Below are 14,124 nucleotides of genomic sequence, written 5' to 3' on the forward strand. Positions count from 1 at the left end.
CCGGGCCTTCCCTTTCTTCGCGCGGAGATCGTCGTCAGTTTGCCTGACGACGAAGGAAGGCCGGAATTTCAAGAAGGTCGTCAGACGCACCCTGCGCCTTGCCCCGGGAAGCGGGCTCCTTCTTCATGACAGATGCACTGTCTTCGCCAAGGGGCATCTCGGTCTGACGCGGTGCCGGTGCTTGCGGCTGCGAGACTTTCGGTTCCACATGCTGGTGTGGTTCCCTGACGGTTTTGTTTTTGCCAAACAGGCTGCTCAGGACCGAACGCGGCGATGTTGCGTTCTGAGCGTCGGCCGCTTCGAATACGTCCGGGCTGTGATTGACCTGTTCTGCTTCACCCGGTGAAACAGCGCGCGGCGGAATGAAAGCCATGTCGCCATTGCTGTTGGCTTTTTCCATCGGCTTGTTGGCACGCAGAACCGGTTTCGGTTTCAGAACCGTCTGGCCCATTTCAATGGAACCGGTTTCGTGGGCTTCTGCCTGATGGCTCAGTTCCGGCTGCTGTGCGCTGCCGGTTGCGGCAAAACGTTCTGCCGGAATGTGATCAATTGATGCACCACCTGCATAGTCGCCGGTTGCCGCCGGGGAAGTAGTTTCAGCAACGCTTGCGGCTGCATTTGCCGCGCCGTGCTGACCAAAGGACGGCATGGCCGGTTTTTCCATCGGCTGGGCTGCTTTGGGCTGGGCAACGGAAACGGTGGTCGGCTGCGGGCGGCGTACTTCTTCGGCGTCGATGCCCGTGGCTACCACAGAAACGCGCAGTGCGCCTTCGATGGTCGGATCAAAGGTCGAACCAAAGATGATATTGGCTTCCGAAGCGACTTCTTCGCGAATACGGTTCGCGGCTTCGTCAACTTCATAAAGAGCCATATCCATGCCGCCGGTGATGTTGATCAGGACAGCACGTGCGCCCTTCATCGATGCATCTTCGAGAAGCGGATTTGCAATGGCAGCCTCGGCAGCTTCAAGTGCGCGTTTTTCGCCGGTTGCTTCGCCGGTACCCATCATGGCTTTGCCCATCTCGCTCATCACAGTGCGAATATCAGCAAAGTCGAGGTTCACAAGACCCGGAACCATCATAAGGTCGGTAATCGAACGAACACCGTTGCGCAGAACGTCGTCAGCCATCTGGAAGGCATCTGCAAAGGTGGTTTTTTCATTCGCAACCCGGAACAGGTTCTGGTTCGGAATGATGATCAGGGTATCAACATACTGCTGAAGCTGTTCAATGCCCTGTTCGGCGGTACGCATACGGCGCGTGCCTTCGAAATGGAACGGCTTGGTAACAACACCAACGGTCAGGATGCCGGCCTCTTTGGCAGCACGTGCGATGACCGGGGCGGCACCGGTACCTGTACCACCGCCCATACCGGCGGTGATGAATACCATGTGGCTGCCTTCAAGCTGTGCCTGAATGTCTTCGATGGATTCTTCGGCGGCGGCACTGCCCGCATCGGGACGTGCGCCTGCACCAAGACCCTGGGTAATCTTGCGGCCAAGCTGCATCTTGCGCGTGGCTTTGCTTTGGGTCAGGGCTTGTGAATCGGTGTTGGCTACAACAAAGTCACATCCTTCGAGTTCGGATGCGATCATATTGTTAACGGCGTTGCCGCCGGCGCCGCCGACACCAATTACGGTGATCTTCGGCTTAAGGTTTTCTTCCGTTTCAGGAACGGAAAAATTGATTGTACTCATTGTTTGCTCTTCCTCTCCGCGCTTTAGAGCTTAAAGATCACACAAGCCTTCCCTTTGCCTGTGTGTGCCCGAAATGCTTCGGACACAAAGACCTCCGAGTCCGTTTTAGCGGGCAAAGAGTTATTGGCTTGTTAATGCGCGGAAAAGTTTTCGAAAAAATGCAGAAAAAAATGCACTTGTTTTCGGAAACTGCCAGTTTCCGGCGAACAGGGCGTTCGCCGGTGCTGAAAACTAGAAGTTTTCCTTGAACCAGGCGCCAAGACGCCCCCAGCGTCCACCTGACTGATGGATTGATGCCATGGCTTCGCTGAGCGGGTCGTTCTGTTGTTCCACCGCACGCAGCAGAAGGCCCGCACAGGCCGAGAATGCCGGGCCTGCGGTGGCTTCGGCAAGGCCTGTAACGCCATGCGGGTGGGCGACAGTTGCCGGGCGTTCGAACATCTGGTTTGCCAGATCGGCAATGGCATTGAGCTGGCTGGCACCACCGGTAAGCACGATGCTGCGCCCGCCAATCTGGGTCAGACCATGTTCTTCAAGCTGATCGCGAATCAACTCAAAGGTTTCCTCAAGGCGCGGCTTGATGATGTTGATCAGCATCGAGCGCGGAACGTGATTGAAGTTGTTCTCGTCCTCGTCACCAATGATCGGAACGGCAAGGATTTCCTGATCATCTGACGGCGAGGTCAGCGCACTGCCATGCAGTGTCTTCATCCGTTCGGCATGATTAAGGGACGTGTTCAGCCCATAGGCGATATCACGTGTCACATGCGCGCCACCGACCGGGATCGAGGTGGTGTAAATCACCTGACCGCCGTTAAAGACAGCAACGCTTGTCGTGCCTGCCCCCATATCAATGACGGTTGCGCCCAGTTCGCGCTGATCCGGCGTCAGGGCCGACAGACCCGATGCAAGCGGGGTGACGACGGTTTCTTCAATCGCAAGGTGGCAACGGCCAAGCAATGTATCAAGATTGCGTAGCGGTGCTGTCTGGGTGCGGACAAAATGCAGATCCAGACCAAGCGTTGATCCATACATACCGCGCGGATCATTCATCGAACTCGCACCATCAAGGCGGAAACCAAGCGGCACCGTATGGATCAGTTCATCGCCAGCCTGACGGAGCAGGGCTTCTTTCTGGTCATTCAGTTTCCTGATTTCCAGATTGCCGATCGGGCGGGAACCAAGGGGCAGTTCAACCGTATGGGTTTCCGATTCCGGACGGCCACCAGAAAGGTTCACAATGACCGATTCGATGGTTTGACCGGCCATCTTTTCCGCCGCGTTTACCGCAGCCAGAACGACTTCCTGGGCGGCATCAAGATTTGCGATCGATCCGCTTTGCAGGCCCTTGGACATGTTGTGTCCGATGCCGATGATTTTCGGCGGATGGTCCTTTTCGCGTCGCGCAATGAAACAGCAGACCTTGGACGTACCGATGTCCAAAGCTGCAATCAATCCTGATCTGGTTTTGCCGCGTGCCAATTTAGTGCTCTGAATTCTTCTAAAGTTATTGGGGACAGGCGGACCTGCCCTACCTTATTAAGCCCGTTTTCCACCATAAGCGGTTGCAAATTGGTTAAGGCTGTATCGAGTGTGCCGCATAGCGGTCCTGTTTTCTCGGAAATGTCAGACTTTAGCGGGGCAGCAGCTGGCATCGCATCTTCCTGATGCGATCAATAGCCTGTCACCCGACAGGCTTCAGGCATTACGCGATCCGCCCCCTGTCTGGCGCGTCAATCAGTCCTGATCGGTGATGGCGGGCGGTCGTTCTAGACCGCTCCCTCCTTCTTTGGGGGATTGCGGCGATTTTCCGCCGCCCCGGGTGTCAGGCGAACAAAGGTTCGATCTGGCAAGCGCAGATCAACAATCAATACATCGCGTTCAAGCAGGTCATGCTGACGAACAAGCGTCTCAAGGCGTTGCCAGGCCTTGTCCATGTCGTGTTCGGGCAGGCGAATGAACATGCCGTTTGACAGCTGAATGTTCCAGCGACGATGACCAATGCGCTGTGCGCCGGTGACCATGCCGTAAAGATCGGGAATGCTTTGAATGGTCTGAAGCATTTCGGCCGCATGTTGCGGGGCATCATCGCCAACCAGAACCGGCAGATCAAGATAATCGCCGAGTTCATAGTTCTGAAGTTGCTCGCCATCGCCATCAATCAGAACGTGCCCGCGGTCTTCGGTTTGCCAAAGCGCAAGCGGTTTGCGTTCAACAATCGACACGATCAGCGTATCGGGCAACTGACGTTCGACGGTGGCTGTACGCACCCATGACAGTTGTTCGATGCGTTCACGCGCGGCATCAACATCAAATGTTATGATCGGCGTGCCGGGCTTTTGCCCGATGGCGGCCAGCAGCGCATTGGTATCGGTTTTTTCGCGTCCCGATACTTCGATATTTTTGACCGTCATGCCCAGTTCAGCCGAAAGGCGAACACTTTCGTCCTGACCGATGGCAATCCATTTGTCAGCCTTGCCGGTATACCAAAGTGCTGCCGGAATGATGGTGATTGCCCCGACAAAGCCCGTCCACCACATGACGCGGGCAACCCGTTTAAGGTTGGATGCAATGCCATGCTTTTTATCAAGCTTTTCGCGGCGTTCGCGCGCCTGTTCTTCAAGCGTGCCAATCGTGCCTAGCGTTCGCATGAAGCATCCTCCACCATCCATGCAACGATATCGGCAAAGCTCATGCCGTCATGACGTGCCGCATCGGGAACCAGTGAGGTCGGCGTCATGCCCGGCTGGGTGTTGATTTCAAGGATCGCCAGCCGATCCTGTTCCGGGTCATAGCGGAAGTCAGCACGTGCAACGCCACGGCACCCAAGCGCACGATAGGCTTCCTCTGCATGGCGTTGCAGGCGGTCGCGCAGGTCACTGTGAATGTCGGCTGGTACGATATGTTCGGACCCGCCCTGGGCGTATTTGGATTCAAAATCGTAAAAGGCATGATTGCCCGTCAGGATTTCAATGACTTCCATCGCCTTGCCATCCTTGACGGCAACAGTCATTTCACGGCCGGGAATGAATTCTTCCTGCATGATGCCGTCGCCATGGACCCAGTCACGCGCCAGCATGTTCTGTTCTTCTTCAGGGGTGAGGATGATTTCAACCCCGACAGATGACCCTTCATTGTTGGGTTTAAGAACATAGGGCGGTGGCAGTGCCTTGCCATTGGCGATATCACCACGCGTGACCCAGACATGGCGGGCACAGGGAATTTCATATTCGGCAAACATTGCCTTTGCCGACATTTTATCCATGGCAATCGCCGATGCACGCACGCCTGAATGGGTATAGGGAATGTTCAGAATTTCAAGCAGCCCCTGAACCGCACCGTCTTCGCCCCAGCGACCATGCAGGGCGTTGAAAATCACATCCGGTTTGGGATCAATAGCGGTCAGCTGCCCGGCAAGATCACGGGTGGCGTCAATTTCGGTGACGTCATATCCCTTTTCGCGCAGCGCCTTGGCGCATTCGCGCCCCGAAGACAGGGATACTTCACGTTCTGCTGACCAACCGCCCAGAATGACAGCGACATGTTTGCTCATGCGTCTTTTCCTATGATCGAGTGGCCAAGGCGTTCACCGATGCGCCGGATTTCCCAGCGCAGCTCAACGCCGCTATGTTGTTTAACCCGTCTGCGGACTTCATCGCCCAGCTGCTCAAGATCAAGGGCGGTGGCATCACCGGTATTGATCATGAAATTGCAATGCTGTTCGGACATCTGCGCGCCACCGATGGTAAGGCCACGGCACCCGGCGGCATCAATGACCTCCCAGGCGCGATCGGGCAGCGGATTGGCAAATGTCGATCCGCCGGTGCGTGACTTGATCGGTTGCGATCCGGAACGGGCTTCTGCGATTTCATCCATGCGCCTGGCGATATCGGCGGGATCCCCCGGCGTTCCGCGCAAGATGGCGGATGTGAAAACCCAGTCTTCGGGCAGATCGCAGTGACGATAAGACATGCCCATTTCATCAGGGGTGACGGTATGAGTCGTGCCCTTGCCGTCAATGGCGGTGGCAGAAATCAGCACATCCTTGATTTCGCTGCCATAGGCACCTGCATTCATGCGAAGTGCACCACCAATCGTACCCGGAATGCCCGACAGGAATTCAAGACCGGCGATGCCAGCCTGCTGGGCGACCTGCGCGACGTTAAGATCAAGCGCACCGGCCCCGACATGCAGATCGCCATCCTTGACGACGGCGTCGGTAAACGGACGGCCAAGTCGAATGACAGCGCCGCGAATACCACCATCCCGAACCAGAAGGTTTGATCCGACGCCGATCACAGTCACCGGCATGTCGTCGGGTTTGCCCCTAAGGAAGTCGGCAAGATCGGCTTCGTCGGCCGGGCGGAACATCACATCGGCCGGACCGCCAACCTGAAACCAGGTGACCTTGGCCAATTGCGCGCCTTCACGCAGCTTGCCCCGAACCTTGGGCAGGCGGTCGATCAGTGGCGTGTGGTGTCCCGGCGTGCTCATGCGTCTCTCAGTTCTTCAGGGCTTCGAGTTGTGCGGGCAGGGCATTGGCCCATGCGCTGATGGATCCGGCACCAAGGCAGACCACAAGGTCACCCGGTTTGGCATCCTGTGCGATGATCTCGGCAAGCTTGTCCGGTCCTTCAAGGGCGCTGACATGGCGGTGGCCTCGGTTGCGCAATCCTTCGACCAGTGCATCACGCGATGCGCCTTCAATCGGGCTTTCGCCTGCTTCATAGACATCGGCGACAATGACACTGTCGGCATCGTTAAAGCAGGTGCAGAAATCTTCAAACAGATCATGCAGGCGCGAATAGCGGTGCGGCTGTACAACAGCAATGACGTTATTCTGTGTGGCCTGACGGGCAGCTTTCAGCACGGCCTTGATTTCGACCGGGTGGTGACCGTAATCGTCAATGATGGTCACGCCATCGACTTCACCGGTCTTGGTGAAGCGGCGCTTGACGCCGGTAAAGCCGTCAAAGGCTGATACGATCTTTTCGTCCGGAATGCCGAGTTCAAGCGCAACCGTGATTGCGGCCAGCGAGTTCGAAACGTTGTGATCGCCAACCATCGGCAGGCGGACATCCCTGATCACGCGTTCTTCGCTATCGACGCGTTCGCGGATGACAACATCAAAGATGCTTTCGCCAATATTGGTGCGCACATTTACCGCGCGCACATCAGCCTGCGGCGAGAAACCGAATGTAAAGATGCGGCGATCCGTCACCTTGCCAATCAGGGCCTGAACTTCGGGATGGTCAATGCACAGAACGGCAAAGCCATAGAACGGAATGTTCTGAACGAAGTTCTTGAAGGCCTCGCGCAGCTGATCGAAATCTTTCCAGTGGTCCAGATGTTCGGGATCAATATTGGTCACAACCGAAATGGTCGACGGGACTTTGACAAAGGTACCATCAGACTCATCGGCCTCGACCACCATCCAGTCACCTTCGCCAAGGCGCGCATTGGTGCCATACGAATTGATGATCCCGCCATTGATCACGGTCGGATCAAGCCCGGCGGCATCAAGCATGGTTGCAACCAGCGAGGTCGTCGTGGTTTTACCGTGGGTGCCGCCAATGGCAATTGCCGCCTTAAGGCGCATGAGTTCGGCCAGCATTTCAGCGCGGCGGACCACCGGGATCATTTCGGCGCGCGCGGCAACGACTTCGGGATTGCTGGCTTTGACCGCAGTGGAAATCACAACCACCTTGGCGTCCTGGATATTCGATCCCTGATGACCGACAAAAACCTTGATGCCAAGATTGCGCAGGCGCTGGACATTGGCATTGTCAGAGATATCCGATCCCTGAACCGAATAGCCAAGGTTATGGAGAATTTCGGCAATACCGGACATGCCGATGCCACCAATACCGACAAAGTGGATGGTGCCGATGTTGAGCGGCAGGGTGTTCATTGCATGTCTCCTCATACCTTTTGGGGGTCTTTGCCCATGTTCTCGTTATTCGGGCTTCCGGCCGGGTTCAGTCCCAGCATATCAAGCACCATATCGGCCAGCCGTTCGGCAGCATTGGCGCGACCGCTGCTTTTGGCGGCCTTTGCGGCGCGCGTCAAGGCCGCGGGATTGGTTAAAAGTTTCGCCAGCCGTTCTGAAACCAGTTCGCTGGTAAAGCGATCCTGTGGCAGCAACCATGCGCCACCGGCCTCTTCGACCTGCTGGGCATTAAAACGTTGATGATCATCAATGGCATGGGGCAGGGGAACCAGAAAACCCGGACGTCCCGCCGCCGTGAGTTCGGCAACTGTTGATGCCCCGGATCGTGCAATCACCAGATGACAGTCCCGCAATTTTTCCGGAATGTCGTTGATGAAGGATGCCAGGGTCACGTCAATCATCGAGCCATCATAGGTCTCGCGCACTGCATCGATATCCTCGTCGCGGGCTTGCTGGGTGACATGAAGGCGTTTGCGAATGTCTTCGGGCAGACTGACCAACGCATCTGGAAGAACTTCGGAAAGAATACGCGCGCCCTGTGAACCACCAGTGATCAAAAGTCGGATCGGACCGTCGCTTTCCGGGGCGTGATACTCGCTAACGGCAAGGGCTGCGACTTCGGCACGCACCGGGTTGCCCGTCCAGATCACCTTGGCTTCGTCGCTTGGCGCGATCATGGTGACTTTGGCAAAGGATGTGGCAATGCGTTCGGCATGGCTTGCCACCAGTCGGTTCGCCCGGCCAAGAACCGCGTTCTGTTCGTGAATGGCATAGGGGATCCCAAGCCACTTGGCCGACATGGTTGCCGGGATCGAGGCATAACCACCAAAGCCGATAACAGCGGCGGGCTTTGCCTTCTTGATCAGAGAGCGTGCCTTAAGCGTGCCAAGCCCCAGACGAAGTGCCCCGGTCAGACGTCCCTTGATGCCTTTACCGGCAATGCCACCTGCGGGAAGGATGATGGTCTCGACACCTTCAACGCCCTCGGTATAGCGTGCTGCGCGGGCATCGGTAAAAAACAGTACCCTCGCACCACGTCGAACCAGTGATTTGGACAAGGCAACAGCGGGGAACATATGCCCGCCGGTTCCGCCTGACGTCACAGCTATCACCTGACCCGCAAGCGGGGTCTCGGAGGCGGAAATATCAAGTTTTGTGAAGTCAGTCATCTTGTCCACATCTAAAACGACACAGCACCGGGGAGACCCCGGACAGTTCCCCCCCATCAGAACCCGACAAAGGTTAATATCCCTTCAAACCGGGAATGGAATAAGGTCGGATTTTGTCGTTTTGATGCAGAAATTTCAGTTCAGGCAAAAGAACCATTGATACGCAGCTATTCGCCCGGACGTTTCCGGGTGAGCGCAAGCACAAACCCCATGCCAATAGCAATACCGATGGTGGCCGAACCGCCATAGGAAACGAATGGCAAGGTCATGCCTTTTGGCGGCACAAGTTGCAGGGTCGATGCCATATTGATCACGGCTTGCAGGCCGAACTGAACCAGAATGCCGCTCACAGCCAGCACCACAAACAGGTTGCGTTCTCCCATCAGGCGCGAAAGCCCGCGCATGATGATAAAGGTAAAGACACCCACCACCAGCACGCAGAACAGCAATCCGAATTCCTCGCCAGCCACGGCAAAGATAAAGTCGGAATGGGCATCCGGGATGGAGTTCTTGACCCAGCCTTCACCGGGGCCACGCCCCATGACGCCGCCACTCATGAAGGCTTCCATGGATCGTTCGATCTGATAGTTGTCACCCGATGCCGGATCAAGGAAGCGGTCCACACGTGACTGAACGTGCGGCAAGATCAGATAGGCACTAACAGCAAGGCCAACGGCGCCAAGCCCGAGACAGAACACCAGAATGATCGGAAGACCAGCCAGGAAAATCTGTACGGACCAGATCGAGGTCACAACCACCGTCTGACCAAAGTCGGGCTGGATCATCAACAGGAAAATACAAACTGCGAGCATCAAACAGCTGACGATATAGCCCGGAAAGTTCGGGTTCAGACGACCTTCGGCGAACATCCATGCAACGACAACTGCAAAGGCGGGTTTCAGGAATTCGGATGGTTGCAGGTTAATTCCCGCAACGTTGATCCAGCGCACCGCACCCTTGATGTCAGAACCGATAAACGGGGTGATGATCAAAAGGAAAATCACACCTAAAAACATGACGGATGCCAGTCGTCTGACCCATTTCACCGGTAAAAGTGAAATGCCAAACATACAGACGACCGCCATGCCAAGGAACACGAACTGGCGGGTCACAAAGTGGAAGCTGTCGACATTGATGCGGTCAGCTACCGGCGGGCTTGCCGACATGACCAGAAGCGCGCCGATCCCCATCAACAAAATGATTGCGGCCAGCAACCAGCGATCAACGGTCCACCACCAGATGCCCAGAACAGACGTGTCTGCACGTGAAAAGGCGATGTTGGTGTTGTTTCCAAACAGGGACTTCATGCGCCGACCTTCCCGGATGCGTTGGCATTGGCCAACTGGGAATACAGATCGCGGAATGCATCGCCGCGGGCTTCAAAGCTTTTGAACTGGTCAAAGGATGCGCAGGCCGGGGTCAGCATCACCACAGGTGCGTCATCGCCACCGGATCGGGCGTCGTTAAAGGCGGCGTTTGTTGCCACATCAAGGGTTTTGCATTTTTCCCATGGCACATCGCCATCAAGGGCCGCGGCAAAGGCATCAGCGGCCTCGCCGATCAGATAGGCCTTTTTGATATGAGGATAAAACTCCTCAAGACCGTTGATCCCGCCTTCTTTTGGTTTGCCACCAACAATCCAGTAGATGTTCTGATAGGCTGACAGTGCCTTTGCCGATGCTTCGGCGTTGGTCGCTTTGCTGTCATTGACGAAAATGACATTCCCGATGCTGCCCAACCGTTCCTGACGATGTGCAAGACCAGGGAAGGTCATGATGCCGTCAATGATGCGCGTTGCATCAACACCGCGTGCCCGGCACAGGCCATAGGCAAAGGCAATATTTTGCCAGTTATGTTTGCCCGGCATGTGTGTGACCGTCGCAAGATCAAGGATCGGTGTTGCAGCACCGCTAAGATCATCAATCAGCCAGCCATTTTCATCAACATAGATGCCGTGATCGACCGGTTGCTTGACAGAAACTTCGATGATATGGCGTCCGCCTTCGCGGGCAAGCTCAACCGCCATCTTGGCACATGGTTCATCATCAACGGAAATGATCGCCCATTTGGGGCCCTTGTTCCGGGCAAAGATCTGGCGTTTCGCACCGATATAGCCATCCATTCCGCCGTGACGATCCAGATGGTCCGGCGTGATGTTCAAAAGCGCACAAGCGTCAAACGCGGCTTGCTCAAGAAGATCAAGCTGATAGGACGACAGTTCTAGAACAAGGCAGTCATCAGCGGTCGCCGGATCAAGACCAAGGGCGGCATTGCCCAGATTGCCGCCAGCCTGGGTTTTGATCCCGGCATTCGCAATGATATGAGCAGTCAGCGCCGTCGTCGTTGATTTGCCATTGGTACCGGTGATCGCCAGTGTCGGGACGTCCGGCTGTGCGGTGCATAGCAACTCGACATCGCAAATGATCGGCTTGCCTGCCCGGCGGGCCTTTTCGGCGGCGGGATGCGGGGTCGGAAAGGTCGACGGAATGCCGGGGCTAATGACCAGCATGTCGGGTTCGGCCCAATCGCATTCGGCCAGATTGATCGGCGCAAGACCAAGCGGTTCAAGCAGTTCGCGACCATGCGCGTTATCATCCCATGCCCAGACAATGGCACCTGAATTGATCAATGCTTTTACGCTGGCCAGTCCGGACTTCCCCAGACCCAGTACCGCAACGGTTTTGCCGCGCAGATGCGAAAGATCAATCACGATAGGGCATCCTTACCGGAGTTTCAGGGTGGCAAGGCCGACAAGGGCCAGAATCACTGCAATGATCCAGAAACGGATCACGATGGTCGGTTCCTGCCAGCCTTTTTTCTCGAAATGGTGATGAAGCGGTGCCATGCGGAACACGCGCTTGCCTGTCAGCTTGAATGACCCGACCTGAATGATCACAGAAAGGGTCTCAAGAACAAACAGACCGCCAATAATTGCCAGAACCAGTTCGTGTTTGGTGACGACCGAAACTGCGCCCAGCGCACCGCCAAGGGCAAGCGACCCAGTATCTCCCATAAACACCATTGCAGGCGGGGCGTTGTACCACAGGAAGCCAAGGCCTGCCCCGACAAGGGCACCAAGGAAGATGGTCAGCTCGCCCGATCCGGCGACATAATGGACCTGAAGATATTCGGCGAACTGAATGTTACCGATCAGATAGGTGATCAGGGCAAAGCTTGCCGCTGCAATCATCACTGGTACGATGGCCAATCCGTCAAGACCATCCGTCAGGTTGACCGAGTTTGATGCGCCGACCATGACAAACATCGCAAACGGCACAAAGAACCAGCCAAGATCGAGCAGGAAATTCTTGAAGAACGGGAAGGCTAGCGCCGTCGAAAGCGGATCTGCGGTGTTATAGGAAATCCACCATGCTGCAAGGGCCGCAATTGAAAACTGGCCCAGCAGTTTGAGCTTGCCCGGAAGGCCCTTGGTGTTTTTCTTGGAAACCTTGAGGTAATCGTCAAGAAAACCAAGGAAGCCATACCCGATGGTGACCAGCAAAACTGCCCAGACATAGGCATTGGTCAAATCAGCCCAAAGCAGGGTTGCAATCGATGTCGAGAGCAACAACAAAAGCCCGCCCATGGTCGGCGTGCCTTTTTTCGTCAGAAGGTGACTTTCTGGACCATCTTCACGGATCGGCTGTCCTTCGCTTTGCTTGGAACGCAACCAGTTGATCAGGGACGGACCCAGCACAAATGCAAGGATCAGCGATGTAATGATCGCACCGCCCGTCCGGAAGGTAATGTACCGAAACAGGTTCAATACCGGCATCTGATCAGACAGTTGATAAAGCAGATTATAGAGCATTGCTCTGGTCGTTCCTTCTGCGACTTAATCCTGTACGGTTGTGGACTTTTCCACCACGCCACATGATTTTAGGGCCGATACAATTTTCGAAACGTAAATGCCAAGCGATCCTTTGACCAAAACCACGTCACCGGCGCGTAAATCGGCCTTAATCGGCTCGATCGCGTCTTCGGCGGTGTCAAAATGACCGGCATTGCGTTCAGCGGGCAGGGTTTTATCCAGTTCAGCCATCAACGGGCCGACCGAATACACCCGGTCAATTTCCATTGCGGTCAGGGGATGGTGCAGATCGGCATGCATGCGGATCGCATCGTCACCCAGTTCGCGCATATCACCGACAACGGCGATCTTGCGACCACCTTCGCCAGGTCTGCTTTGTGCCAGAACCTTGATCCCGGCCATCATCGATGTCGGATTGGCGTTATAGGCATCATCAATCAGGGTAAACGTGCCGTCGCCTGACGGAACCTTGACGGTCGAGATTTCGCCACGCCCGGAAGGCGGGGTGACATCGGCCAGATCCTGTGCCGCGCGCAGCGGGTCTGCACCAATCGCATCCACACAGCCCAGAACTGCAAGAGAATTGAGAACCCAGTGTTCGCCCGGACAGCCAATGAAATATTCAAGATCGCGGCCACCAACACGGGCACGTACAGCACTGCCATCGGTGACAATATTGGCTTCAAACAGGCGATAATTGGCCATCGCGTCGGTGCCAAAGCATTTGATGTTGCTCAGGCCAAGTTCCTTGGCGCGACGTGCGAGGGCGAAATAATGCATGTTGTCGCGGTTCAAAACCACGACGCCATCGGACTCAAGACCGTCATAGATTTCAGCCTTTGCCATGGCAATTTCGGCTTCGTCCTTGAAGAACTCGGTATGCGCACCGACCACGGTGGTGATCAGGGCAACGGACGGTTTGACCATCTTGACCAGCGGGCTGATTTCGCCGGGATGGTTCATGCCGATTTCAAAAACACCGTATTGTGCGTCAACCGGAAGCGTCGCCAGACTGATAGGCACGCCCCAATGGTTGTTGAAGCTTGCCGGGCTTGCATGGGTTTTTCCTTGCTGGGAAAGCACATATTTGAGTGCTTCCTTGGTCCCGGTCTTGCCGACGCTGCCAGTAATGGCGACGATTTTGGCATTGCTGCGCGCACGTCCGGCGAGGCCAAGTCGTACCAGCGCATCAAGGGTGTCATCAACCAGAAGGACTTTGTCGGTGTCGGTGATGCCTGCAGCATCAGATACCATCACGGCACTTGCACCGGCATCAAGGGAGGCTTGCGCAAATTTGTGGCCGTCGAAGTTCGGGCCTTTAAGCGCGATGAAAAGATCACCCTTGCTGACTTTTCGGCTGTCAATCGAGATGCCGGATACCGACCAGTTACCGGTCGTTTTGCCACCGGTTGCGGTTTCGGCATCTTTCGCCGTCCATAAAACAGCCTTCGTCATAACGTCACTTTCATTTCGCTCAGGCCGTCACGGCCAGCGTGCC

Annotated in this window: 11 protein-coding genes; all 11 read right to left on the bottom strand. The window is 55.8% G+C overall.

Annotated elements, in window-relative coordinates; translation table 11 throughout:
* Positions 1-34 precede the first annotated feature (34 nt).
* The 11 genes from ftsZ to ACTU44_RS06435 all read right to left on the bottom strand — a co-directional run bounded on the left by ftsZ (position 35) and on the right by ACTU44_RS06435 (position 14,081).
* On the bottom strand, positions 35-1,696 hold the full coding sequence (ftsZ, locus tag ACTU44_RS06385; protein ID WP_114099575.1) for a cell division protein FtsZ: 1,662 nt from the start codon (positions 1,694-1,696) through the stop codon (positions 35-37).
* A 231-nt stretch (positions 1,697-1,927) separates the two neighbouring features.
* Positions 1,928-3,178: a cell division protein FtsA gene (ftsA, locus tag ACTU44_RS06390; protein ID WP_114099574.1), complete on the bottom strand. Its 1,251-nt coding sequence runs from the start codon at positions 3,176-3,178 to the stop codon at positions 1,928-1,930.
* 287 nt (positions 3,179-3,465) lie between these two features.
* A complete protein-coding gene (locus ACTU44_RS06395; RefSeq protein ID WP_258548790.1) occupies positions 3,466-4,347 on the bottom strand; it encodes a cell division protein FtsQ/DivIB in 882 nt (293 codons plus the stop codon).
* Positions 4,335-5,249: a D-alanine--D-alanine ligase gene (locus ACTU44_RS06400; RefSeq protein WP_114099573.1), complete on the bottom strand. Its 915-nt coding sequence runs from the start codon at positions 5,247-5,249 to the stop codon at positions 4,335-4,337. Before ACTU44_RS06400 ends, ACTU44_RS06395 begins: the two co-directional genes overlap by 13 nt.
* Positions 5,246-6,190: a UDP-N-acetylmuramate dehydrogenase gene (murB, locus tag ACTU44_RS06405; RefSeq protein WP_462096979.1), complete on the bottom strand. Its 945-nt coding sequence runs from the start codon at positions 6,188-6,190 to the stop codon at positions 5,246-5,248. Before murB ends, ACTU44_RS06400 begins: the two co-directional genes overlap by 4 nt.
* Before the next feature lie 7 nt (positions 6,191-6,197).
* Entirely contained in the window at positions 6,198-7,607 is a 1,410-nt protein-coding gene (gene murC / locus ACTU44_RS06410) for a UDP-N-acetylmuramate--L-alanine ligase (RefSeq protein WP_462096980.1), read from the bottom strand.
* Positions 7,608-7,618: 11 nt separating this feature from the next.
* The gene (gene murG / locus ACTU44_RS06415) at positions 7,619-8,815 is read right to left on the bottom strand and encodes an undecaprenyldiphospho-muramoylpentapeptide beta-N-acetylglucosaminyltransferase (RefSeq protein ID WP_336080290.1); all 1,197 of its coding nucleotides are present in this window, start codon (positions 8,813-8,815) and stop codon (positions 7,619-7,621) included.
* Positions 8,816-8,982: 167 nt separating this feature from the next.
* Positions 8,983-10,122, bottom strand: a complete 1,140-nt coding sequence (gene ftsW / locus ACTU44_RS06420; RefSeq protein ID WP_114099569.1) for a putative lipid II flippase FtsW — start codon at positions 10,120-10,122, stop codon at positions 8,983-8,985.
* Positions 10,119-11,525, bottom strand: a complete 1,407-nt coding sequence (murD, locus tag ACTU44_RS06425; RefSeq protein WP_462096981.1) for a UDP-N-acetylmuramoyl-L-alanine--D-glutamate ligase — start codon at positions 11,523-11,525, stop codon at positions 10,119-10,121. The genes ftsW and murD overlap by 4 nt, the downstream gene beginning before the upstream one ends.
* Positions 11,526-11,537: 12 nt before the next feature.
* Positions 11,538-12,626: a phospho-N-acetylmuramoyl-pentapeptide-transferase gene (gene mraY / locus ACTU44_RS06430; RefSeq protein WP_114099567.1), complete on the bottom strand. Its 1,089-nt coding sequence runs from the start codon at positions 12,624-12,626 to the stop codon at positions 11,538-11,540.
* 24 nt (positions 12,627-12,650) lie between these two features.
* Entirely contained in the window at positions 12,651-14,081 is a 1,431-nt protein-coding gene (locus ACTU44_RS06435; RefSeq protein ID WP_462096982.1) for a UDP-N-acetylmuramoyl-tripeptide--D-alanyl-D-alanine ligase, read from the bottom strand.
* Positions 14,082-14,124 lie beyond the last annotated feature (43 nt).

Source organism: Thalassospira sp. SM2505 (assembly GCF_054901115.1).